The 22601-nt window shown below is 73.3% G+C and carries 21 protein-coding genes; 16 read left to right on the top strand and 5 right to left on the bottom strand.

Annotated features, from left to right (window positions below; translation table 11 throughout):
• From ACPZVR_RS09270 to ACPZVR_RS09240, 7 genes are all read left to right on the top strand, one after another.
• Positions 1-1113 (top strand): hypothetical protein, encoded by a 1113-nt coding sequence (locus tag ACPZVR_RS09270; protein WP_436699287.1) that lies wholly within the window; start codon positions 1-3, stop codon positions 1111-1113.
• A complete protein-coding gene (locus ACPZVR_RS09265; RefSeq protein ID WP_436699286.1) occupies positions 1110-3527 on the top strand; it encodes a serine/threonine-protein kinase in 2418 nt (805 codons plus the stop codon). The genes ACPZVR_RS09270 and ACPZVR_RS09265 overlap by 4 nt, the downstream gene beginning before the upstream one ends.
• Positions 3524-4657 carry a protein phosphatase 2C domain-containing protein gene (locus tag ACPZVR_RS09260; protein WP_436699285.1) on the top strand — a complete coding sequence of 378 codons (1134 nt, stop codon included), beginning with the start codon at positions 3524-3526 and terminating at the stop codon, positions 4655-4657. Before ACPZVR_RS09265 ends, ACPZVR_RS09260 begins: the two co-directional genes overlap by 4 nt.
• A complete protein-coding gene (locus ACPZVR_RS09255; RefSeq protein WP_436699284.1) occupies positions 4650-5939 on the top strand; it encodes a vWA domain-containing protein in 1290 nt (429 codons plus the stop codon). The genes ACPZVR_RS09260 and ACPZVR_RS09255 overlap by 8 nt, the downstream gene beginning before the upstream one ends.
• Positions 5936-6742, top strand: a complete 807-nt coding sequence (locus ACPZVR_RS09250; protein ID WP_436699283.1) for an FHA domain-containing protein — start codon at positions 5936-5938, stop codon at positions 6740-6742. Before ACPZVR_RS09255 ends, ACPZVR_RS09250 begins: the two co-directional genes overlap by 4 nt.
• Positions 6743-6919: 177 nt before the next feature.
• Entirely contained in the window at positions 6920-7639 is a 720-nt protein-coding gene (locus ACPZVR_RS09245; protein WP_436699282.1) for a hypothetical protein, read from the top strand.
• A 96-nt stretch (positions 7640-7735) separates the two neighbouring features.
• Positions 7736-8641 carry an SDR family oxidoreductase gene (locus ACPZVR_RS09240; RefSeq protein WP_436699281.1) on the top strand — a complete coding sequence of 302 codons (906 nt, stop codon included), beginning with the start codon at positions 7736-7738 and terminating at the stop codon, positions 8639-8641.
• Positions 8642-8644: 3 nt separating this feature from the next.
• Here ACPZVR_RS09240 and ACPZVR_RS09235 read toward each other — a convergent pair whose 3' ends face one another.
• Positions 8645-9214 carry an O-methyltransferase gene (locus ACPZVR_RS09235; RefSeq protein ID WP_436699280.1) on the bottom strand — a complete coding sequence of 190 codons (570 nt, stop codon included), beginning with the start codon at positions 9212-9214 and terminating at the stop codon, positions 8645-8647.
• A gap of 381 nt (positions 9215-9595) precedes the next feature.
• Here ACPZVR_RS09235 and ACPZVR_RS09230 point away from each other — a divergent pair, with 381 nt between their 5' ends.
• From ACPZVR_RS09230 to cimA, 7 genes are all read left to right on the top strand, one after another.
• Positions 9596-9799: a hypothetical protein gene (locus tag ACPZVR_RS09230; RefSeq protein ID WP_436699279.1), complete on the top strand. Its 204-nt coding sequence runs from the start codon at positions 9596-9598 to the stop codon at positions 9797-9799.
• An 11-nt stretch (positions 9800-9810) separates the two neighbouring features.
• A complete protein-coding gene (locus ACPZVR_RS09225; RefSeq protein WP_436699278.1) occupies positions 9811-10908 on the top strand; it encodes a 3-isopropylmalate dehydrogenase in 1098 nt (365 codons plus the stop codon).
• Between the two features lie 83 nt (positions 10909-10991).
• A complete protein-coding gene (locus ACPZVR_RS09220) occupies positions 10992-12071 on the top strand; it encodes a branched-chain amino acid aminotransferase (protein ID WP_436699543.1) in 1080 nt (359 codons plus the stop codon).
• Between the two features lie 92 nt (positions 12072-12163).
• Positions 12164-12730 (top strand): Uma2 family endonuclease, encoded by a 567-nt coding sequence (locus ACPZVR_RS09215; RefSeq protein WP_436699277.1) that lies wholly within the window; start codon positions 12164-12166, stop codon positions 12728-12730.
• A 13-nt stretch (positions 12731-12743) separates the two neighbouring features.
• Positions 12744-13145, top strand: a complete 402-nt coding sequence (locus ACPZVR_RS09210; protein WP_436699276.1) for an MmcQ/YjbR family DNA-binding protein — start codon at positions 12744-12746, stop codon at positions 13143-13145.
• Between the two features lie 9 nt (positions 13146-13154).
• Positions 13155-14903, top strand: coding sequence for a serine/threonine-protein kinase (locus ACPZVR_RS09205; RefSeq protein ID WP_436699275.1), 1749 nt, complete (start codon positions 13155-13157; stop codon positions 14901-14903).
• Positions 14904-15050: 147 nt separating this feature from the next.
• Complete coding sequence (gene cimA / locus ACPZVR_RS09200) at positions 15051-16670, top strand: citramalate synthase (protein WP_436699274.1); 1620 nt, start codon at positions 15051-15053, stop codon at positions 16668-16670.
• A 46-nt stretch (positions 16671-16716) separates the two neighbouring features.
• On the opposite strand, the gene ACPZVR_RS09195 is transcribed toward cimA, so the two are convergent.
• The gene (locus tag ACPZVR_RS09195; RefSeq protein ID WP_436699273.1) at positions 16717-17304 is read right to left on the bottom strand and encodes a TetR/AcrR family transcriptional regulator; all 588 of its coding nucleotides are present in this window, start codon (positions 17302-17304) and stop codon (positions 16717-16719) included.
• Between the two features lie 155 nt (positions 17305-17459).
• On the opposite strand from ACPZVR_RS09195, the gene ACPZVR_RS09190 reads away from it, so the two are divergent.
• On the top strand, positions 17460-18017 hold the full coding sequence (locus tag ACPZVR_RS09190; protein ID WP_436699272.1) for an NAD(P)H-dependent oxidoreductase: 558 nt from the start codon (positions 17460-17462) through the stop codon (positions 18015-18017).
• A 19-nt stretch (positions 18018-18036) separates the two neighbouring features.
• Complete coding sequence (locus ACPZVR_RS09185; protein ID WP_436699271.1) at positions 18037-19461, top strand: amidase; 1425 nt, start codon at positions 18037-18039, stop codon at positions 19459-19461.
• Between the two features lie 9 nt (positions 19462-19470).
• Here ACPZVR_RS09185 and bioD read toward each other — a convergent pair whose 3' ends face one another.
• Genes bioD through ACPZVR_RS09170 form a run of 3 tightly spaced genes read right to left on the bottom strand, consistent with a single transcriptional unit; the run spans position 19471 to position 22600 of the window.
• Positions 19471-20169, bottom strand: coding sequence for a dethiobiotin synthase (bioD, locus tag ACPZVR_RS09180; protein ID WP_436699270.1), 699 nt, complete (start codon positions 20167-20169; stop codon positions 19471-19473).
• Positions 20166-21302: an 8-amino-7-oxononanoate synthase gene (locus ACPZVR_RS09175; RefSeq protein ID WP_436699269.1), complete on the bottom strand. Its 1137-nt coding sequence runs from the start codon at positions 21300-21302 to the stop codon at positions 20166-20168. The genes bioD and ACPZVR_RS09175 overlap by 4 nt, the downstream gene beginning before the upstream one ends.
• On the bottom strand, positions 21299-22600 hold the full coding sequence (locus tag ACPZVR_RS09170) for an adenosylmethionine--8-amino-7-oxononanoate transaminase (protein ID WP_436699268.1): 1302 nt from the start codon (positions 22598-22600) through the stop codon (positions 21299-21301). Before ACPZVR_RS09170 ends, ACPZVR_RS09175 begins: the two co-directional genes overlap by 4 nt.
• Position 22601: the final 1 nt, after the last annotated feature.

Here is a 22601-nt window from a genome sequence, read left to right as displayed (position 1 = left end):
ATGACGACCACGGCACCCACCGCCCCCGGCAGGCTCGGGGACGCGCTGGAGCCTGCCGCGATCCAGGCCTACCTCGGGGAGCTCGACACCTGGCTGCGGGTGCGCCGCTCGGAGCTCGACGAGCTCGACCAGGCGGCGCTCGCGGTGGGCCGCGGGGGAGAGCTGGCCGGCGACATGTCGCTGGCGCTGGCGCTGTGGAAGGCGATCTCGGACCGCTACCAGCTGGTCTTCGCCACCTGGGACGGCGGCCGGGTGCTGCAGCAGGAACGCGAGCGGATCTCGGCGCTGATCTGGGGGCGGCTCGACGGCGCGACCGAGCTGCCCGGCGGGCTGGCGGTGTCGCTGCCCGAGGCGGGTCGGCTCTGCGACGCGCTGACCGGTCAGCTGCGCAACCGACTGGCCCTGGTGCCGGGCGCCGACGCCCAGGCGGCGCGGATCCGCGAGCTGCGCGCGCAGCTGGAGCGGATCCGCGACCAGGTCGGCCTGGAGCCGGCGCTGACCCGTGACGCCGCGGTGCAGCAGCTCGCCGAGCTGATGTCGCGCCTGCAGGGCATCACCGCGAAGGCCGAGCGCGGCGGTGACGTCGGCGGCATGCTCGGGCCGCTGGAGGTGGAGGCGACGACCTTCGAGCGCGACCTCATCGTCGGCAACGCCCGGCGTCGCGACGCCCGCGACCAGGTGATCTCGGCGCGCGAGCTGCGCAGCGACCTGGAGGCGCGGGCGGCGGCCCTGCAGAAGCTGGCCGCGACCTGCGTCGCGACCGTCGACCCCGCCCCGCGGTACGCCGTGCCCGACGTCGACGCGCTCGGCCCGGTGCCGGTCACGCCCGACGCCATCGGCCCCTATCTCGAGCGCCTCGACCGGGTCTCGCAGGCCCTCGAGGTCGCCCAGCACGCGTACGCGGCCGCCCTCGACGAGCACACCCAGCTGGTGGCCCTGCTCGACGCGTACGTCGCCAAGGCGCGCGCGTCCGGCGTCGCCGACCACCCCGACCTCGTCGCGAGCGAGCAGTCCGCCCGTGGGCTGCTGGAGCGGCGCCCGTCGCCGCTGGCCATCGCGCAGCAGCTCGTCACGACGTACCAGACCTGGCTGATCAAGGAGACGACACCATGAGCACAGGTGCCTGCACCCAACCCGGCTGCACGGGCAGCATCGTCGACGGCTACTGCGACGTCTGCGGCATGCCCGGCGCCGGCGGTACGACGACCCCGGCCGCCGCCTCGCCGGTGGGCGAGACCGCCACGGTGAAGGCACCGATCGCCGCGGCGGTCGCCTCCGGCAACCCCGCCAGCGTCGCGGCCTCGACCTGTCAGCAGCCCGGGTGCACGGGCACCATCCTCGACGGCTACTGCGACGTCTGCGGCACGCCCGCGGTCCCGGGCGCGAAGGTGGCGGAGGCGACGGCCATCGCCGAGTCGCAGCCGCTGTCGGGGCGTGAGGGGACGTCCGCAACCGCCGCCAGCCGCGTCCAGTCGGCGGCGATCGGCTCGAAGCGCGCCGGCGCCACCGGCAGCACGTCGACCCGGCGTACCCGCACCGGGTCGCAGCGGATGCGCGCCGCCCGGATCGGCGCGGGCCTGACCGTCGTACCCCCCGCCCCGCCCGTCGACGCGGCGAAGGCGATCATGGCCAACCCGCAGGTGCCCGAGGAGAAGCGCAGCTGCGCGAAGTGCGGCAACGCCGTCGGCCGCAGCATCGACGGCCAGCCGGGCCGCAGCGAGGGCTTCTGCCCCAACTGCGGCCAGCAGTTCTCCTTCACCCCCAAGCTGCAGCCGGGCGATCTCGTCGCCGGGCAGTACGAGGTCGCGGGCGCCCTCGCCCACGGCGGCCTCGGCTGGATCTACCTCGCGCGCGACCGCAACGTCTCCAACCGCTGGGTCGTACTCAAGGGCCTGCTCAACTCCGGCGACCCCGACGCGCTGGCGGCCGCGATCGCCGAGCAGCAGTTCCTCGCGCAGGTCGAGCACCCGCTCATCGTCGAGATCTACAACTTCGTGACCCACGAGGGCGCCGGCTACATCGTCATGGAGTACGTCGGCGGCAAGTCGCTCAAGCAGATCCTCAAGCAGCGCATGTCGGCCAACAACGGCGCCTACGACCCGCTGCCGGTCGACCAGGCCCTGGCCTACATCCTCGAGCTGCTGCCGGCCTTCCAGTACCTCCACGACCTCGGCCTGGTCTACTGCGACTTCAAGCCCGACAACATGATCCAGGTCGGCGACGCGATGAAGCTGATCGACCTCGGCGGCGTGCGCAGGATCGACGACGAGGAGTCGGCGATCTACGGCACGGTCGGCTACCAGGCGCCCGAGGTGGCCGAGGTGGGGCCGTCGGTGGCGTCCGACATCTACACGATCGGGCGCACGCTGGTCGTGCTGTGCATGGAGTTCCGCGGCTACCAGGGCACCTACCTCCACAGCCTGCCGCCGGTGGACGCGACACCGCTGTTCCAGCAGTACGACTCGCTCTACCAGCTGATCGCCAAGTGCTGCGCCCCCGACCCGGCCGACCGGTTCGCGTCCGTCGACGAGATGCGCACCCAGGTCCTGGGCGTGCTGCGCGAGGTCGTCGCCCGCAAGCGGCAGGGCACCGCGACGACCTCGGCCGCGTCGGTGCTCTTCGAGTCGCCGGCCACCGCGCGCCCGATCACCGAGTGGAGTCAGCTCCCGGACCTGCGGACCGACACCACCGACCCCCAGTACGGCTGGCTCAGCACGATCGCCGACGAGGACCCGAAGCAGCGACTCAACGACCTCGAGTCCGCCCCGGAGGACACCGCCGAGGTGTGGCTGGCCCGCGCGCGGGCCGCGCTCGACCTGGGTGACCCCGTCCTCGCGAAGACCCATGCGCAGAAGCTCCTCGCCGACGATCCCTGGGAGTGGCGGGCGCTGTGGGTCGAGGGTCTCGCCGCGGTCCAGGCCGGCGACTGGGAGACGGCGAAGGCGTCGTTCAACGCCGTCTACCAACAGGTGCCCGGCGAGCTCGCGCCCAAGCTGGCGCTGGCGTTCGCGTGCGAGCGCGGCGGACTGCCCGAGGTCGCCGAGGGCCTCTACCTGGTGTGCGCGTCGACCGATGCGGCCTACGTCCCGCCCGCCGCGTTCGGCATGGCGCGGGTGCGGGCGGGACGCCAGGACACCCCGGGCGCGGTGGCCGCCCTCGACCTGGTGCCGACGACGAGCCGCGGCTACACCGAGAGTCGCCAGCAGCGGGCGGAGGTGCTGCTCTCCGGCAGCCCGCAGGACATCACGGTCCTGGACCAGGCGATGCGCACGATCGACGCGTCCAGCGTCGACCAGCAGACGCGCCAGCGCTTCACCGTCCGGATCCTCAGCGAGGCACTGCCCGTCGTGAGCAGCGCGAAGCTGCCGGCCGGCGCCCGGATCGGGGCCGTCGAGGCGACCGAGGCCGGCGTCCGCGACGGGCTCGAGAACGCCCTGCGCATGCTGGCCCGCGACGCGACCGACCTCAAGGAGCGCGTCGACCTCGTCAACCGCGCCAACGCCGTGCGGAACTGGAGTCTCACGTGAACTGTCCGTCCTGCAACGCGGCGCTGGCCCCCGGCGCCCGCTTCTGCGAGAACTGCGGCGCGCAGCTCGGCGACCGGGTCGCCGTACCAGCGCCGGTGGCGGCTGCTCCCGGCGACCATCCGCTCGGCGATGCGCCGATCAGCGCGCCGACCCGGAAGCCGGCCGCGGCGCTGCCCGACCCGCCGGCGCCGGCCGGCCGGAGGCCGTGCGCGGAGTGCGGGGGAGAGGTCGGGCCCGACCTCTACTGCCTCGAGTGCGGCACCAAGGCGCCCAGCGAGCGCGACCACTTCCAGGAGCAGCCCGCACCGTGGGTGGCGGGGGTGTGCGACAAGGCGATCAGGAAGAACCGCAACGAGGACGCGATGGCCCTCCTGGCCGGCGCCGAGCCCGGATCGCGGGCGGTGCTGATCGTGATGGACGGCGTCTCGAACTCGATCGACTCCGACGTCGCGTCGCTGGCCGGTGCCCGCGCCGCGCGCGAGGTGCTGCGCATGCCGCTGCCGTCCGGGATGGGTACGCCGCAGAGCCGCGACGCCGCCGTACGCAAGGTGCTCACCGACGCCGCGGCTGCCGCTAACACCGCGATCGTCGCGGTCACCGACCCGGACTCGCCGAATCCCGCCTCGGCCACCTTCACGGCCGCCGTGCTCGAAGGGCGCCGCATCACCTGGGCCAACATCGGCGACTCGCGGTCCTACTGGCTGCCCGACGCCGGCACGCCGGTCCAGCTCAGCGTCGACGACTCGGTCGCCCAGGCGCAGATCGCCGCCGGGGTCGCCCGCGACGTCGCCGAGACCGGGCCGCAGGCCCACGCGATCACCAAGTGGCTGGGCCGTGACTCCGAGGACCAGAAGCCGACCGTCGGCTCGCTGGAGGTCGCGGAGAGCGGTTGGCTCCTGGCCTGCTCCGACGGGCTGTGGAACTACGCCTCGGAGCCCGAGGCGCTCGCGGACCAGGTCCGCGCCGCCGGCACGGTCGACCCTCTCGAGCTCGCGCTCGCACTCGTGAGGTTCGCCAACGACGCCGGCGGCCACGACAACATCACCGCCGCACTCGCCCGGGTCGACCTGACCGACCTCGGGCACAATGACCAGACGCCGACCCCAGGAGGAGAGCCGAGCGATGGCTGAGTTCAACGCCGCCGTCTACCAGAACGAGTTCCTGCCCGACGGCGGGACCGACGTCAACGCGATCGTCACGATCACCTGCACCGGTGCCGGGACGGCGGGGCAGTCCGGAGCGGGCAGCGCGGGCGAGATCATCATCGTCGACACCTCGGGCTCGATGGGCCCGGCGACGATGGCCGCGGCCAAGGAGGGCGCTCAGGCCGCGCTCGCCGAGATCGTGGACGGCACCTACTTCGCCGTGATCGCGGGCGCCGACCGGGCGATGCTCGCCTACCCGCAGGTCTCCAGTGGCCCCGGCATGGTGCAGATGGACGCGCGGACCCGCCACGAGGCATCGGCGGCGATCGACCGGTTCGTCGGCAGCGGGGGTACGGCGATCAGCACCTGGCTCGATCTCGCCGGCCAGCTCTTCGCGTCGGTCAGCGCCGTCACCCAGCGTCACGTCCTGCTGCTCACCGACGGCGAGAACCGTGAGCGCCCCGGGCGTCTCGACGAGGCGATCAACCGCGCCACCGGCTACTACCAGGCCGACTGCCGCGGTGCCGGCACCGACTGGCAGGTCGCGGAGATCCGCCGGATCGCCCAGGCCCTCCTCGGCACCGTCGACATCATCCCGAGCCCCGCGGAGATGAAGGCGCAGTTCCAGGAGATCATGCGCAACGCCATGGCCCGCGGCGTCGCCGACGCCTCGCTGCGGGTGTGGACGCCCCAGGGTGCCGAGGTGCTGTTCGTGCGTCAGGTCTCGCCCACGGTCGAGGACCTCACCAACCGCCGTACCCCGGTCAACCCGCTCACCGGCGACTACCCGACGGGAGCCTGGTCGGACGAGTCCCGCGACTACCACGTCGCGGTGCGGGTGCCGGCGAAGGCGATCGGGCAGGAGCAGCTCGCCGCCCGGGTCCAGCTGGCGCTGGGCAACGACGTGGTCACCCAGGGGCTGGTGAAGGCGACCTGGTCCAACAACTCCGAGCTCACCACCCGGATCGACCAGCAGGTCGCGCACTACACCGGCCAGGCCGAGCTCGCGCAGGTCATCCAGGAGGGCCTCGCGGCGAAGGCCGCCGGCGACGAGGCGACCGCGACCACCAAGCTGGGTCGCGCGGTCCAGCTCGCCGCGGAGACCGGCAACGACGAGGCCACCTCGAAGCTGCGCAAGGTCGTCGAGGTCGACAACGAGGAGACCGGCACGGTGCGTCTCAAGCGGGCGGTCGAGAAGGCCGACGAGATGGCCCTCGACACCGCGTCGACCAAGACGACACGGATCCGCAAGGAGCCGACCTCATGAGTACGTGCCCCTCCGGGCACGAGTCGGCCTCGGACGACTACTGCGACGTCTGCGGCCTGCCGATCCCGGCGGGCGGAGCCACGGCGGCGGGCTCTCCGGCCGCCTCCTCGGCGACGCCGGTCCCGCCGGACACCCCGGCCGATGCGCCGGAGCCGGCGGCCCCCGCCGCACCGGCGACCGCGGAGTGCCCGAACTGCCAGGCGGCCAACCCGCCGAACGCGCTGTTCTGCGAGGCCTGCGGCTACGACTTCACGACCGGCTCGATGCCGCGTCCGGTCACGCCCGTGACACCGTCGGTCCTCGACCTCGGCGCTCCGGCGGGCACCGACGACGCCGGGACGGCCGACGCGCGCCCGCCCGTGGCGGCGCCGGCGGAGTCCCCGCTCGCGCCGCCGCTGGCGGACGCCTGGGTGGCCGAGATCTGGATCGACCCGGACTGGTACGCCGACCAGGAGTCGACCGACCCGCTGCCCTCCGCCGGCGTGCCCACCGTCGTACCCCTCAAGACGACGTCGATCCTGGTCGGCCGCACGTCGCGCAGCCGGGGCATCCACCCCGACATCGACCTCGGGTCCGACAACGGCATCAGCCGGCGGCACTGCCAGCTCACCACGGACGGCACGCGGTGGTGGGTCGAGGACCTCGGCTCGTCCAACGGCACCTACCTCGGCTCCGCCGCCGGTCAGCTCCCGGCGGACCCGATCCCGGTCGGGGAGAAGCGCGAGATCGCGCCCGACGCGCGGGTCTACCTCGGCGCCTGGACCCGGATCGTGATCCGCAGGGCGCAGCCCGGCGAGGTCTGAGACGCCCTGTCGCCACGGCCGCGTCGGCTGCGTGGGAGCCCGAGCTCCGACCCGGGCCATGGCGCGCCTGGTCCCCGCGGGGCAGCCGAGGTGGTCCGTTCGGGCCATTTACCGGCTGCCGCCGGCGTGGTTGCCTCAGTCGGTCGTAGGAAGAACTCCCCGTTCAAGGACTGACTCATGAAGAGAATCTCGCTGAGCGCGGCGCCCGCCGCGTTGATGGTGGTCGCGGCACTGATCCTGGCCGGCGCCTCCGGCTCTGCCGCGCTGCCGGGCAAGAACAGCATCGACGGCAACGACCTGCGGAAGAACGTCGTCAAGTCCAAGCACGTCAAGGACAACTCCCTCAAGGGCAGGGACATCGACGAGTCCACGCTGGCAACGGTTCCCTCCGCCGCCTCGGCTGCCTCGGCTGCCAGCTTGGCCGGGTACCAGAAGGCCGGGATCAAGCGGGTGGGAGCCACGTCGGGCGCCACGGAGGATGCTGCGCGGTCCGCGGCACCGGAGGTGGCCCTGTTCACCTCAGGCGCCTTCACGATCTACGGGAAGTGCTACCGCGCCGCCGACAGCGACACCGTGTTTGCTCGGGCGTTCATCAAGACCAGCGAGAACGGCGCCGTCTTCGAGTCGGACTACGACAGCGCTGACGGAGACGCGGGCACGTTCCTCAACGTCGGAACACCCGAGACGGACCGGGAGGCGCATTACGCCAGCGCCGGCAACAACGGCGCCGACTCCTACTTCATGCACTCGACCGAGATCGGTGCGATGTCGCCCAACGGCACCGCGATCGAGGCGCACGTCCAGGTGGCCGCGAAGAACGGCGACCTTCCGGGCGGCAACGGCATCTACGGCGCCGGCGACGTCTGCCTGTTCGCCGGGGAGGTCAATCAGTTCTAGAGCCCGGTCGCGCCGTCGGGACCGCGTGGGGTGGCGTTGCGGACGCTGCCCCACGCGCGGGCCCGTAGTGGCCGGTTCGTCTGCGACGATGCGTGGATGGCGATCAGCGACCAGGTCATCCTCATCACCGGCGGCGCCCGCGGCATCGGGCTCGAGACCGCGAAGGCGCTGGCCGGGAGGGGCGCCCGCCTCGTCCTGACCGACCTCGACGGTCCCGCGCTGTCCGAGGCGGTCGCAGCGATCGGGCCCGAGCGCTGTGAGGGGATCGTCGCCGACGTGTGCGACCTGCCGGCCATGGAGGGGGCGGTCGCAACGGCGCTGGAGCGGTTCGGTCGGCTCGACACGGTGCTCGCCAACGCGGGCATCGCGAGCTACGGGTCGGTCATGGCGATCGACCCGGCGGCCTTCCAACGCACGGTCGACATCAACATCGTCGGTGTCTTCAACACCGCTCGCGCCGCGGTGCCCGCCCTCGCGGAAAGCCGCGGCTACCTGCTGGTGGTGTCGTCGCTGGCGGCCTTCGCGGCGGCACCCGGCCTCGCGGCGTACAACGCCAGCAAGGCCGGCGTCGAGCACTTCGCCAACGCACTTCGGCTCGAGGTCGCCCACCAGGGCATCGCCGTCGGCTCGGCCCACATGTCGTGGATCGACACCCCGCTCGTGCAGGACGCCAAGAGCGACCTGCCGACCTTCCGGGAGCTGCTGAGCAAGCTGCCTCCTCCGTTGAACCGGACGACCGGCGTCGAGGCCTGCGTGAAGGCGTTCGTCAGGGGCGTCGACCGGCGATCGCGCCACGTCTACTGCCCCGGCTGGGTCCGCGGCGCCGGACTGAACCGCAACGTGATCAACTCGGCCGTCGGCAACCGCCCCGTCCTCAAGCTGGTGCCGGACCTGCTGCCCCGGATGGACGCCGAGGTCCGCGCGCTCGGACGGTCGACGAGTGCGCGCAATGTCGCCAACGACGAGCGCAAGGCCCGCCGCGAGGCGTCCGGCGAGGTCTGAACCTCAGCGGCGGGTGGCGATCAGGGCCGACGCGTCGGCGGCGACCATCACCTCGACGGTGGTGAACCGCTCGTCGGTGAGCCACTCCTCGCGCAGGGTGTCGACCCGTCCGCCGGTGATCGGTGGCCACATCTCGCACGGCACGAAGTCGTCGAGCACCACGATGCCGCCCGGCTCCACGAGGTCCGCGATCTTGTCGACACCGACCGCCGACGGGTCGCCGGAGTCGAGGAAGAGCAGCGAGAACGGGCCCTTGTCCATCAGGGTGGACCAGTCCGCCTGGAGTACGTCGACCAGCGGGTCGCCGGCGAAGGTCTCGGTCGCGGCGGCGGCCAGCTTCGGGTTCAGCTCCGCGGTGAGGATCCGGGCCTTGTCGTTGCGCACGCCGGAGCGCAGCCACGCGGTGCCGACACCGCAGCCGGTGCCGAACTCGGCCATGGTGCCCTCGCGGGTCGCGGCGAGCGCGGCCAGCAGCCGGCCGGTCTCGTTGCGGCAGAACGACACATAGCCGGCACGACGGGACGCGTCGAACGCGCGGTGGACCACGTCGGGCAGCTCGGGGGGCGCGCTCATGCCCCGAGTCTCACCCGGCGATCAAGGAACGGGACACAGGTCTCGGATCGTGGTCCGGTCGCACCGGACTTGTCGGGCAGTTCTGTCACTTGTCGGGCGTTGCAACACCCGACAAGTGACAGAATCGCCGGTCGACCGGTGATTCCTGCAGCCGACACGACCGCATGGTGGACCGAATCCGAGACAGCGGCGGCGCGGCGGCGTACAGTTCTTCCATCATGCGGAGCGCCCTTCTCGTAATCGTGCGCCGCGGCGAGGCCTGAGAGAGGCCACCTCGCCGCGGTGACTGCGGCGATCCCCGAAACCGCACGGGCCCCTCGGACCACCATCCCCGGCCCGCCGCAGTCCGACTCGACGGGTCCCGTCCCACGGAGACCAGCCATGTCCAGCACCACCACCAGCGCCGCCAGCGCACCCGGCGCCGTCCGACGTACCAATCCGACCGGCTACGCCACCCTGACCGCCGACGACTCCGAGTGGGGCCCGGCGCGCCACGACCCGGCGCAGCCCTCGCACCGCGAGGCGCCGCGCTTCTTGGGGACTGCCCTGCGAGACGGCGACGACGCCCGTCCCGACGACAACTAGGTTGTCGTCCCATGACCGACTCCTCCGCTGCAGCTCCCGTCACCACCGGCCAGGTCGCGCTCGGCGTGATTCCCGGCGACGGGATCGGGCCCGAGGTGACCGCCGAGGCCCTCAAGGTCCTCGAGGTCGCGGCGCCGGCCGACCTGAAGTTCGCGCAGACCTCCTACGACCTCGGGGCGGAGCGCTACCTGCGCACGGGTGAGGTGCTGCCGGACAGCGTGCTGGAGGAGATCCGCGGCCAGGACGCGCTGCTGCTCGGCGCGGTCGGTGGCAAGCCCAACGACCCGAACCTGCCGCCGGGCATCCTCGAGCGGGGCCTGCTGCTCAAGCTCCGCTTCGAGCTCGACCACTACGTCAACCTGCGCCCCTCGCGGATCTACCCGGGGTCGGTCTCGCCGCTGTCCGACGATGTCCTCGCCAAGGGCGAGGTGGACTTCGTCGTCGTCCGCGAGGGCACCGAGGGCCCCTACACCGGCAACGGCGGCTCCCTGCGCGTCGGCACGCCCGCCGAGGTCGCCACCGAGGTCTCGGTCAACACGGCGTACGGCGTCGAGCGGGTCATCCGCGACGCCTTCGAGCGCGCCCGCAAGCGCCCCCGCAAGAAGCTGACACTCGTGCACAAGACCAACGTGCTGGTGCACGCGGGCCAGGTGTGGTGGCGGCTGTTCCAGCAGGTCGCCGAGGAGTACCCGGACGTCTCCTGCGACTACAGCCACATCGACGCGGTGATGATCTACCTGACGACGGACCCGCAGCGCTTCGACGTCATCGTCACCGACAACCTGTTCGGCGACATCGTCACCGACCTCGCCGCCGCGATCAGCGGCGGCATCGGCCTGGCGGCGTCGGGCAACGTCAACCCCGACCGCACGGCCCCCTCGATGTTCGAGCCCGTGCACGGCTCGGCCCCCGACATCGCCGGTCAGCTCATCGCCGACCCGACCGCCGCGATCCTGTCCGGCGCCCTGCTCCTCGACCACCTCGGTCACTCGGAGGCGGCGGCCCGGGTGGAGGCGGCCGTGCTGGCCGACCTCGAGGCGCGGACCCCCGGGCAGCAGCGACGCACGCCCGAGGTGGGCGACGCGATCGCCGCGCGAGTAGCCGGCTAGCCCGCCGTCGGAGACGCGTCGTCTCCGAACGCGGGCAGACGGCCCACTCCCGACCCGCGTTAACGAGGACTAACCTGATGACCATGCAGATCACCACGACCCTCTCTGCGAACTCCACCGACGAGGCCCGCCTGGCGGAGATCCTGGCCAATCCCGGCTTCGGGACGCACTTCTCCGACCACATGTTCACCGTCGAGTGGACGCCGGAGCAGGGTTGGCACGACGCGCGCATCACGCCCTACGGACCGGTGACCCTGGACCCGGCGGCCGCCGTCCTGCACTACGCGCAGGAGACCTTCGAGGGGATGAAGGCCTACCGCCACGACGACGACTCGCTGTGGCTGTTCCGCCCCGAGGCCAACGCCGAGCGGATGGTGCGCTCCAGCCACCGCCTCGCGCTGCCGGTCCTGGAGGTGCCCGACTTCATCCAGGCCGTCGAGGAGCTCGTCAAGGTCGACGCCCGCTGGGTGCCCGGCAACCCCGACGGCGGCGAGAAGAGCCTCTACCTGCGGCCCTTCATGTTCGCCTCCGAGAAGTTCCTCGGCGTCCGCCCGGCGCAGCACGTCACCTTCATGGTGATCGCCAGCCCGGCCGGCGCCTACTTCAAGGGCGGCGTCAAGCCGGTCACCCTGTGGCTGACCGAGGAGTACACCCGCGCCGGGCGCGGTGGCATGGGCGCGGCCAAGACCGGCGGCAACTACGCGTCGTCGTTGGTCGCCCAGCAGGAGGCCTACGCCAACGGCTGCGACCAGGTCGTCTTCCTCGATGCCCAGGAAGGCACCTACGTCGAGGAGCTCGGCGGCATGAACATGTACTTCGTGTTCGACGACGGCTCGATCGTCACGCCCGAGACCGGCACCATCCTCGAGGGCATCACGCGCTCCTCGATCATCGAGCTCGCCGGCAAGATGGGCCACCACGTCACCGAGCGGAGGTTCGGCATCGACGAGTGGCGCGAGGGCGTGGCCAGCGGCCGGATCACCGAGATCTTCGCCTGCGGCACCGCCGCGGTCGTGACCCCGGTCGGCGGGCTGAAGTGGGCCGGCGGCGAGACGCCGGCGCCCACCAGCCAGGACCTGACGATGCGGATCCGCCAGGCCCTGGTCGACGTGCAGCTCGGCCGCGCGGACGACACCTTCGGCTGGATGCACCGGATCTCCTGACCACCGGCTGTGGAGAGCGCATCCCGATGAGGGTGGTCGGTGCCAGCATCGTCGCATGACGACTCTCGGGAGGATGGTGCACGATGGTGGGCATGACGCTGGAGGCAGAGCTCGGCTGGGCGCATCGGGGGCTGCTGACGGTCGCCGACCTCCTCGACATGCCCGACGACCCCGACGAGTCCGGGCCCACGCCGCGCTACGAGCTGATCGACGGGATGTTGATCGCGATGGCGCCTGCTGACCTGCGACACGTCTACATCGCGTCGCGCCTCTGGCAGCTGCTCAACGACGCCGCGCCGCCCGGATTCTGGGCGTTGCAGGGGCCGGGCGGTGCGATCATCGACGACATCACCTGGATGGAACCCGACGTGTTCGTCGCGCCGCGCGTACCGGATCGCTACTTCGAGGGCGTCCCGCTGCTCACGGTCGAGGTGCTCTCGCCGTCCAACCGGCTCTACGACCTGACCACGAAGTTCAGCCGCTACGAGCGCGCCGGCGTGCCGTCGTACTGGATCGTCGACCCGCGGGAGCTGCGCCTGGTCGCGTGGGAGCTGAGGGACGGGCGGTACGCCGAGATCGCCGACGTCGCGGCCGACCAGGCATGGACGGCCAGAACGCCGTTCGAGGTCACGATCCGCCCCGGCGCGTTGCTCGACTGACAGGCTGGTCACCATGGCCCACCCGATCATGTTCAGCGACGACGACCCGGGGCTCGCCGAGCTGCGGGCGATCTGCCTGGCGCTGCCGGGCGCGGAGGAGCGGGTCAGCCACGGCCGCCCGACCTTCCGGGCCGGCAAGATCTTCGCCGCCTTCGGCGGATCGGAGAAGATCCGGCCCGGCGAGCACCGGATGGTGCCGAGCGCGTTCATCTTCACCCCCGACGCCGTCGACCTGCCCGCCATCGATGCGGACCCGCGGTTCTTCGTGCCGGCCTACTACGGCCCCTACGGCGGCCGCGCGATCGATCTCGCCGACCCGGAGATCGACTGGACGGAGGTCGCCGAGCTCGCCGACGCGTCGTACCGCCGGGTCGCCCCGAAGCGCCTGATCGCCGAGCTCGACGCCCGCGGGTAGCCTCGCGGTGTGACGATCCGGCCCGAGCGCAGCGCGCCCACCCAGGTGGGACGCTATGCGCTGATGACCCGCCTCGGCGAGGGCGGGATGGGCATCGTGCACCTCGCCCAGGGACCGGACGGCCAGCGGGTCGCCCTCAAGGTCCTGCGCCCGCAGGTCGTCGGCGACCAGGAGGCGCGCCAACGGCTCGCGCGCGAGGTCGGATCGCTGACCCGGGTGCGCAGCCCGTGGGTCGCGGAGATGCTCGACGCGGATCCGTGGGCCGACGTGCCCTATGTCGTCACCCGCTACGTGCCGGGTCTCTCCCTGCACGACCACGTGGCGGCCGAGGGCCCGATCGCCGGGCGCGACCTGCACTGGCTGGCGGGCTGCCTCGCGGAGGGCCTCGCGGCCGTGCACGCCGCCGGCGTCCTGCACCGCGACGTGAAGCCCGGCAACGTGCTCATGGAGGGGCGCACTCCGATCCTGATCGACTTCGGCCTCGCCCGGGTCGCCGAGGACGTCCGGCTCACCCAGACCGGCTGGCTGCTCGGCACGCCGGGCTATCTCGCGCCCGAGATCCTGTACGGCGACGAGGCCACCCCGGCCGCCGACGTGCACGCCTGGGCGGCGACGGTCGCCTACGCCGCGAGCGGTCGCCCGCCGTACGGCCGCGGTCCGGCGATGGCCGTCATGGACCGCACCCGTCGCGGCCAGCACGACCTCTCCGGCATCGAGAGCCCGCTGGCCGAGGTGCTCACGGCCGCGCTCGACCCCGAGCCGCTCGAGCGACCGCTGCTCGAGGAGCTGCTCGCGTGGCTGCGCCCGCTCAGCACCCGACCCGACCTCCCCGGTGTGCCGCCACCGGGGGCGCTGTTCTCGTCCGCGTCGACCCAGGACGACGACTTCACCCTCCCGCTCGCGCTCGCCGGCCAGGCGGGTGCGTCCGCCGAGCCCGGACCCCCGACGCCGCCGACCGTGCCGGAGACGGCGGTCCCCGGCACCCGGGCGCTGCCGGAGGACGCCGCGCCGCCGTACGCCCCGCCGCCCGCGCCCGTCGTCCCGCTCCGAGCCGTGCCACCAGTGCCGGTCGTGCCGGCCGGGCCACCGCCGGCGGGGGCCGCGGCGCCGGTGGCCCCGGCCGACGCGATGACGCGGATGGAGGAGGAGTTCGACCGGGCGTGGGACCCTGAGCACCCCTTCGCGGCCCCGGCCCGGCCGCCGCTCGCCGAGCGGGTCCGGCGCTGGGGCGCCGTCGGTCTCGGCGCGCTCGGCCTCGGCGCGGGCTTCGCCGCGGCACCGTGGTTGGCGACGGCCGTGGTCGTCCTCGCGGTCTGGTTGCTGCGAGCCGGGTCCCTGGCGGCCTCGGCGGTCGCCGCGCGGCGTACCGTCCGCGGCGCCCGGTGGTACGACGGCCTGCGCTGGCTCACCACCAGCCCCTGGCACCTCATCCGCGCCGTCACCGGCACCGTCGTCCTCGTCTCGTGGAGCGCGGGGCTGGGCCTCGCGGCCGGTCTGCTGGGCTACGCGCTCCAGCTCGACGTCCCCCGCACGCTGCTGGCCTGCGGCACGACGCTCGGCCTCGCCCTGTGGTCGGGGCCGGGCAGCACGCGGTTCCGGCTGCCGGTCTCGCGCGTCCTCGACCCGGTCGTGCGCCGACCGGTGCCGTGGCTGCTGACCTGCGCGGTCCTGCTCGCGGTCGCCGGCGGCCTCGGGGCCCTCGCCGCGGGCAACGGGGTCGCCTGGACGCCCTGGTCCGGCGGGCCGTTCGGACTCTGAGACGCCCGTCTCGCGCTCGTGGCACAATGACGGCGTGACCACCCTCGCCACGATCATTACCTAGCGCGTCCGACCTCGTCAGACGCGCCGGCCTCCTGTCCCCAGGAGGCTTTTGTTTTGCCCGGCCCCCTCACGTGAGAGACCCCGATGACCCAGCAGCGCGACCTCCCCCTGGACCTGCACGGCTCCTTCCACGTCTACGACACGACCCTGCGCGACGGCATGCAGCAGGAGGGGCTCAACCCGACGGTGGCCGACAAGCTCGCGATCGCGCGGCACCTGGACGGCCTCGGGGTCGGCTACATCGAGGGCGGCTGGCCGGGAGCCAACCCCAAGGACACCGAGTTCTTCCGCCGCGCGGCGGTCGAGCTGGACCTCCAGCACGCGCGCCTCGCGGCCTTCGGGTCCACCCGCCGCGCGGGCCTGCTCGCCGCCGACGACCCGCAGGTCGCCGCGCTCCGTGACAGCGGCGCGGGCGTCGTGACCCTCGTCGCCAAGTCGCATGTCGGCCACGTCGAGAAGGCGCTGCGGACCACCCCCGCGGAGAACCTCGCGATGATCCGCGACACCGTGAGCCACCTCCGCGCCGAGGGCCAGCAGGTCTTCCTCGACGCCGAGCACTTCTTCGACGGCTACCGCCTCGACCGGTCCTACGCGCTCGAGGTGCTCCGGGCGGCGTACGACGCGGGCGCGGAGGTGATCGCGCTGTGCGACACCAACGGCGGCATGCTGCCGGGCTGGGTCTCCGACGTGGTGCACGACGTCGTCGAGAACGCCCAGGTCCGCGTCGGCATCCACTGCCACAACGACACCGGCCTCGCCGTCGCCAACACCCTCGCCGCCGTCGACGCCGGCGCCACCCACGTGCAGGGCTGCATCAACGGCTACGGCGAGCGCACGGGCAATGCCGACCTGATCAACGTGGTCGCCAACCTCGAGCTCAAGCTCGACCGGCAGGTGCTGCCGCCGGGTCTGCTCCGCGAGGCGACCCGGATCGCGCACGCCGTCGCGGAGGTCACCAACGTCCCGCCCGCCGCCCGGCAGCCGTACGTCGGGGCGTCGGCCTTCGCCCACAAGGCCGGCCTGCATGCCAGCGCGATCAAGGTCGACCCGGACCTCTACCAGCACATGGACCCGGCGGGCGTCGGCAACGACATGCGGCTGCTCGTCTCCGACATGGCCGGCCGGGCCACCATCGAGCTCAAGGGCAGGGAGCTCGGCTTCGACCTCTCCGACAACCCGGAGCTGGTCACCCGCGTCACCAGCCGGGTCAAGGACCTGGAGTCGCGCGGTTACACCTTCGAGGCCGCCGACGCCTCCTTCGAGCTGCTCCTCGCCGAGGAGGTCGACGGCGTGCGGCCGTCGTACTTCGACGTGGAGAGCTGGCGGGTGATCACCGAGACGCTCACCCACGCCGCGCCGGACGAGGAGGCCGTGTCCGAGGCGACCGTCAAGCTGCGTGCCGCGGGCGTGCGCTACGTCGTGACGGGGGAGGGCAACGGACCGGTCAACGCGCTCGACCAGGCGCTGCGATCCGCGATCGAGCAGGCCTACCCGGAGATCGCGCAGTTCGAGCTGATCGACTTCAAGGTCCGCATCCTCGACCAGGGTCACGGCACCGACGCGATCACCCGGGTGCTGATCGAGACGACCGACGGCGCCTCGTCCTGGGTGACCGTCGGCGTCGGCGCGAACGTCATCGAGGCCTCGTGGGAGGCGCTGGCCGACAGCCTCACCTACGGCCTGCTGCGGCACCACCGGAGCTGATACCTGCCCTCGGCCCGCACCAGGTGCGTGTTGAGAGCAGGTGAGGTCACACCACGCGGCGGACCAGGTCGGCCCATCCGGCCAGCACCTGCTCCTCGGTCATCCCGCCGTGGTCGATCTGCTGGCGCAGCACCGGCACGCCCAGCGGGGCGACCAGCGCGGTGGCGAGATAGGCCAGGTCGCCGGAGGCGCCCAGCTGCGAGAGCAGCATCCGCACGTGGAGCGCGACGAAGCCGAGCACGGCGTAGTTCTCGCCCCAGGTGCTGCCGGCCGCCTCGATGAGCGCGGCCTGCTCGCGGTGATGCCTCAGCCGGGAGGCGCCGAAGGCGAGCAGCCGCTCCATCGGCGGGGCCCCCGGCCCGAGGGGTGGCGGGCCGCTGATCACGCTCGCCTGCCACTCCTGCTCACGGTGGTCGAGCAGCGAGGCCATCAGCCCCTCGCGGCTGCCGAACCGGCGGAACACGGTGCCCTTGCCGACGCCGGCGCGGGCCGCGACCGCATCGGTGGTCAGGTCCTCGACGCCGCAGCGCTCGATCAGCTCCGCGGCCGCCCGGAGCAGCGCCTCGCGGTTGCGCGCCGCGTCGGCGCGCTCGGCGGGCGGCGCGCCGGTGAGCAGCGGCAGACGTTTCGACATGGTTCGCCAACCCTAGGCGCGACCACCGACCTTGGACGACAAAACTCACGCTGGGACGAGGAAGCTTCCTCGTCCCAGCGTGAGTTTCACCGGCCGGCCGGAGAAACTGGCGCGCCATCGGGAATGAAACCGGACTGCGGTCCGTTTCGCCCGTCATGACTGACACCCCGAACACCCACGTCGCCGTCCTCGTCGGAAGCCTGCGGGCCGGATCCGTCAACCGCCGGATCGCCGAGCTGCTGCGCGACGAGGCGCCCGCCGGCGTCACCCTCGACATCGTCGAGGGCCTCGACCAGGTCCCGTTCTACAACGAGGACATCGACGGCGCCGACGCCCCGGCGACCGCCCGCGCGCTGCGTGAGCGGGTCGCCTCCGCCGACCGCGTCCTCGCCGTCACGCCCGAGTACAACGGCACCATGCCGGCCGTGCTCAACAACGCGATCGACTGGCTCTCGCGCCCCTACGGCGCCGGCGCGATGGTCGGCAAGCCGTTCGGCGTCATCGGCGCCACGCCCACGCCGTACGGCGGCAAGTGGGCCCACGGCGACACCGCCCGCTCGGCCGGCATCGCCGGTGCGGTCGTCGTGGAGGACGTCACCGTCTCGCAGTCCGCGATCGACGTGGACCCGACCACCGACGCGGAGGTCCGCGCCAAGCTGCTCGACGCCCTCGCCCGCCTGGCCGAGTTCACCCCCGCCGTCACCGCAGCCTGACGGTGGCTAATCTCGGGGCGTGGCCGAACTCCACGACCTGACCGCCCTGGAGCAGGGGGCGCTGATCCGCACCGGCGAGATCAGCCCCGTCGAGCTCACCGAGCACTACCTCGAACGCGCCGCGCGTCTCCCTTGGGAGTACGTCGACGGCGCGTTCGTGCATCGCGACCCCGATGCCGCGCGGCTGCGCGCCCGGGAGGTCGCCGCGGTCGGGCCGGTGGGGGACGGTGCGTCGCCGCTGGCCGGCGTACCGACCGCGATCAAGGACCTGAACCTCACCCGCGGCGTCCCCACGTCCTTCGGCTCGCCTGCCTTCGCCGGCTATGTGCCCGAGGTCTCCGACGGGGTGACGCTCGCCATCGAGGACGCGGGGATGGTCAGCCTCGGCAAGACCAGCACGCCCGAGTTCGGCTCGCCCTGCTACACCGAGCCGGAGGGCCGTCCGCCCGCCGTCACGCCGTGGGACACGACCCGGATGGCGGGCGGGTCGTCGGGGGGCGCGGCCGCCGCGGTCGCGGCCGGGCTGGTCCCGGTCGCGCAGGGCTCCGACGGCGGTGGGTCGATCCGGATCCCGGCCTCCTGCTGCGGCCTGGTCGGGCTCAAGCCGACGCGGGGCCGGATCAGCGGGTTCCCGATGTACGGCGACCCGGTGGGCCTGGCGGTCGCCGGCCCCATCGCCCGCGACGTCGCCGACGCCGCCGCGCTGCTGGACGTCCTCGCGGGCCGTCGCGCGGGCGACCCCTTCTGGGCGCCCGACCCGGCGGGCACCTTCCTCGCCGCGGCGGGCCGTGAGCCGGGACGGCTGCGCATCGCCTGCTTCGACACCCCGGTCATCGCCGACGTCGACGTGCACCCCGAGGTCCAGCATGCGTACGACGACGCGACCCGGCTGCTCGCCTCGCTCGGGCACGCGGTCGAGGACGTCCCCGTCCCGCTGCCGCCCGAGGCGGTCGGTGTCTTCGAGACCTGCTGGGCGGTCCTGACCGCGCTGTCCACCGTCCCGCTCGAGCCCGACCAGCGCCGCCGGATCCGGCCGCTGACCCGCTGGCTCGGTGAGCGCGGCGCCGCCGTGTCCGGGCCGGAGTTCGGGCTGGCGATCGGAGCGATGCGACGCTACGCCGCCGATGCGCTGGTGGCCCTGGCGCCGTACGACATCGTGCTCACGCCGACCCTCGCCACTCCGCCGCTCCCCGTGGGAGCGTTGCGCGACGACGCGGACCCGGCTGCCGACTTCGAGGCCCAGAAGCGCTTCACGCCGTGGACCTCGGCCTGGAACGTCACCGGGATGCCGGCCATCTCGCTGCCCCTCCACCAGACCCCCGAGGGCCTTCCCGTCGGCATCATGCTCGCCGCGCGGCCGGCCGAGGAGGAGCTGCTGATCTCGCTCGCCGCGCAGGTCGAGGCGGCCGCGCCCTGGAAGGACCGCCGCCCGCCGCTGTGGTGACCCGCGGGCTCAGGCGAACCACGCCGGCGCGGCGGACCGGAACACCTCCGGAGCGAGCGATCCCGCGTCGGCGGGCAGGACGGCGAGCACCGGGACCCCCGTGACGCGGGGGAGGTCCGTGCGGTTGCAGGTCTCGGCGAGTCCGGGCTCTCGCGGCCAGGAGCCGATGACCAGGCCCGCGGGCTCGATCTGGACCGCCCGCAGCGCGGTGGTGGTGAGCTCGGTGTGGTTGAGCGTGCCGAGTCCGGCCCGGCACACGACCACCACGTCGACGGGCGAGCCGTCCGCGCGCCGCAGCGCGAACGTCAGGTCGCGGGCGAGGTCGAGGAGGGTTCCGCCCTCGGCGTCGAGGCGCACGAGCAGTCCGCCGGCGCCCTCGACGATCACGCGGTCGTAGGCCGGCAGCAGTGCGCGGATCCGGGCGACGTGCTCGCGCACGGTCGGGAGCGGCACGCGCTCGAGGCGGGCGGCGGTGTCGGGGGCGAGGGGCTCGCGCAGTCGCGTCAGCTCCTGCACGTCGACGTCCGCCAGCTCCGCGACCGTGTCCACGTCTGCCGGCTCGGCGCTGTCCGGGCCGATCCCGGTCTGCACCGGCTTCACGACGAGCACCCGCTCGCCGGCGGCCCGCGCCCGGGCGGCGAGGGCCGCGGTGGCGATCGTCTTGCCGACCCCGGTGTCCGTCCCGGTCACCACGACGACCCGCGTCACTGATGCTCCTTGACGAGGTCGGTGAGGACGGCGACCGCCCGCTCCCAGTCGTGCTCCGCCACTCCGGCACCGGCGGTGATCCGCAGCCGGGAGATGCCGTCCGGCACCGACGGGGGCCGGAAGCAGCCCACGCGCAGGCCCGCCTCGAGTGCGGCGGCCTGCGCGGCGACCGCGGCTCGCGGTGAGGACATCGGGACCGACAGCACGGCGCCGGCCGGTGCGGCGACGCCGAGCGCGTCGGCCAGCGCGGCGACACGGGTGCGCACGCCGGCACCCAGCGCGGGCCGTGAGCGCAGCAGTCGCAGCGCGGCGAGCGCGCCGGCGGTCGGCGCCGGCGCCAGGCCCGTGTCGAAGATGAACGGCCGTGCTCGGTTGACCAGCTGCTCGCGCAGCGCGAGCGGACCCAGGACGGCGCCGCCCTGGGCCCCGAGCGACTTCGACAGGGTCGCCGTCACCACGACGTGGGGCAGCCCCGCGAGCCCCGACGTCGCCACGAGCCCGGGACCGTGCACCCCCAGGCCGTGCGCCTCGTCGACGACCAGGAGGGCGTCGTACGACTCGCACAGGGCGGCCAGCTCGGCCAGCGGTGCCGCGTCGCCGAGCACCGAGTAGACCGACTCGACGAGGACGAGTGCCCGCTCGCCGGCAGCGGCTGCGGCGACCAGGCCGGCGCGCACCGCCCCGACATCGCTGTGCGGTACGACGCTCAGCCGCGCCCGGGAGAGCCGGACCGCGTCGACGAGGGAGGCGTGGATGTGCGCGTCCGACAGCACCCGCGTCGTGCGGTCGGCCAGCGCGGTCACGACCGCGAGGTTGGCGTGGTAGCCGGTCGACAGCACGAGTGCGCCCGGCTGCCCGAGGTAGTCGGCGAGCTCGCGCTCGAGCTCGTCGTGGACCGCGAGCGTGCCGGTGACGAGCCGGGAGGCGCTCGCGCCGGCCCCCCAGACCAGCGCGGCGTCGGCGGCGGCCCGGCGCACCGCGGGGTCGCGGGCCAGGCCGAGGTAGTCGTTGCCCGCGAGGTCGATCGTCGCGTCGTCGGCCGCCCGTGGCCGCAGGCGCCGGGTCAGCCCGGCTGCCTCGCGCGCGGCCGCCTGCTCGTCGAGCCAGGTGCTCCATCCGGATGGCCGGCTCATCCCGCGCTCACCGCCGCGGCGATGCCCGCCACCAGCCGGTCGACCTCGCCCGGACCGGTGACATAGGGCGGCATCGCGTAGACCAGGTCCCGGAACGGCCGTAGCCACACCCCGGCCGCGAGAGCGGCCTCGGTGGCGGCGACGACGTCGACCTCGTGGTCGAGCTGGACGACGCCGACGGCACCGATGGTCCGGACGTCGACCACGCCCGGAGCCGTCCGCAGTGGGGCGAGGCCCGCGGCCAGCCGGGTGCCGATGGCCTCCACCCGGCCCGCCCAGTCCGCGGAGAGCAGCAGGTCGATCGACGCGCTCGCGACCGCGCACGCGAGTGGATTGCCCATGAAGGTCGGGCCGTGCATGAGGACGCCCGACTCACTTGCCGAGATCCCGCGCGCGACCTCGTCGGTGGTCACGACCGCGGCGAGCGTGAGGTAGCCGCCGGCCAGCGCCTTGCCGAGACAGAGGACGTCGGGCGTGACGAGCTCGCTGACGAACAGGTGCCCGGTCCGGCCGAAGCCGGTCGCGATCTCGTCGAAGATCAGCAGCAGGCGGTGCTCGTCGGCGATCTCGCGCAGCACCCGCAGGCAGGCCACGGCGAAGGGCCACATGCCGCCGGCGCCCTGGAGCAGCGGCTCGACGATGATCGCGGCCAGCTCGTGGGCGTGCCGGGCGGCGAGCTCGCGCATCTCGAAAGCCCAGGCGGCGAGATCGGCCGGGCTCGCGTCGTACGCCGGAGGACGCGGCCCGAAGACCTGGTCGGGCAGCAGGCCGCGCCACATCGCGTGCATCCCGCCGACCGGGTCGGTGACGGACATGCAGTCGAACGTGTCGCCGTGGTAGCCGCCGAGGACGGTGAGCATGCGGGTGCGCTCGGGTCGGCCGCGGCCGCGCTGGTGCTGCAGCGCCATCTTGAGCGCGACCTCGACGCTCACCGAGCCGGAGTCGGCGAGGAACACCCGCTCGAGCGGCGCGGGCGTGATCTCGACGAGTCGCCGACCGAGCCCGACCGCCGGCTCGTGGGTGAGCCCGCCGAACATCACGTGGCTGAACCGGTCGGCCTGCGCGGCGAGCGCGGCGTCGAGGACCGGGTGCCGGTAGCCGTGGATCGCCGACCACCACGAGGACATCCCGTCGACGACCCAGGACCCCTCGGTGGTCGAGCCTGTCGAGATCCTGAGCTCGCAGCCCCGCGCGCCGGTCACGAGCCGGACCGGGGTCGGCGAGGTCATCGACGTGTACGGGTGCCAGAGGTGGTCGCGGTCGAAGTCGAGCAGCTCGTCGGTGGCGGTGCGGGTCATG

Origin of the sequence: Nocardioides segetis, from assembly GCF_051390595.1 — a bacterium.
Lineage (GTDB): Bacteria > Actinomycetota > Actinomycetes > Propionibacteriales > Nocardioidaceae > Nocardioides.
Note: the sequence above shows the minus strand (reverse complement) of the source record. Positions and strands in the feature narration are given on the sequence as shown.

Bases quoted from the DNA above. Each gene is read 5' to 3' on its own strand.
- ACPZVR_RS09270 (WP_436699287.1), top strand. From the start codon at position 1: ATGACGACCACGGCACCCACCGCCCCCGGCAGGCTCGGGGACGCGCTG.
- ACPZVR_RS09265 (WP_436699286.1), top strand. From the start codon at position 1,110: ATGAGCACAGGTGCCTGCACCCAACCCGGCTGCACGGGCAGCATCGTC.
- ACPZVR_RS09255 (WP_436699284.1), top strand. From the start codon at position 4,650: ATGGCTGAGTTCAACGCCGCCGTCTACCAGAACGAGTTCCTGCCCGAC.
- ACPZVR_RS09250 (WP_436699283.1), top strand. From the start codon at position 5,936: ATGAGTACGTGCCCCTCCGGGCACGAGTCGGCCTCGGACGACTACTGC.
- ACPZVR_RS09245 (WP_436699282.1), top strand. From the start codon at position 6,920: ATGAAGAGAATCTCGCTGAGCGCGGCGCCCGCCGCGTTGATGGTGGTC.
- ACPZVR_RS09240 (WP_436699281.1), top strand. From the start codon at position 7,736: ATGGCGATCAGCGACCAGGTCATCCTCATCACCGGCGGCGCCCGCGGC.
- ACPZVR_RS09235 (WP_436699280.1), bottom strand. From the start codon at position 9,214: ATGAGCGCGCCCCCCGAGCTGCCCGACGTGGTCCACCGCGCGTTCGAC.
- ACPZVR_RS09230 (WP_436699279.1), top strand. From the start codon at position 9,596: ATGTCCAGCACCACCACCAGCGCCGCCAGCGCACCCGGCGCCGTCCGA.
- ACPZVR_RS09225 (WP_436699278.1), top strand. From the start codon at position 9,811: ATGACCGACTCCTCCGCTGCAGCTCCCGTCACCACCGGCCAGGTCGCG.
- ACPZVR_RS09220 (WP_436699543.1), top strand. From the start codon at position 10,992: ATGCAGATCACCACGACCCTCTCTGCGAACTCCACCGACGAGGCCCGC.
- ACPZVR_RS09215 (WP_436699277.1), top strand. From the start codon at position 12,164: ATGACGCTGGAGGCAGAGCTCGGCTGGGCGCATCGGGGGCTGCTGACG.
- ACPZVR_RS09210 (WP_436699276.1), top strand. From the start codon at position 12,744: ATGGCCCACCCGATCATGTTCAGCGACGACGACCCGGGGCTCGCCGAG.
- cimA (WP_436699274.1), top strand. From the start codon at position 15,051: ATGACCCAGCAGCGCGACCTCCCCCTGGACCTGCACGGCTCCTTCCAC.
- ACPZVR_RS09195 (WP_436699273.1), bottom strand. From the start codon at position 17,304: ATGTCGAAACGTCTGCCGCTGCTCACCGGCGCGCCGCCCGCCGAGCGC.
- ACPZVR_RS09190 (WP_436699272.1), top strand. From the start codon at position 17,460: ATGACTGACACCCCGAACACCCACGTCGCCGTCCTCGTCGGAAGCCTG.
- ACPZVR_RS09175 (WP_436699269.1), bottom strand. From the start codon at position 21,302: ATGAGCCGGCCATCCGGATGGAGCACCTGGCTCGACGAGCAGGCGGCC.
- ACPZVR_RS09170 (WP_436699268.1), bottom strand. From the start codon at position 22,600: ATGACCCGCACCGCCACCGACGAGCTGCTCGACTTCGACCGCGACCAC.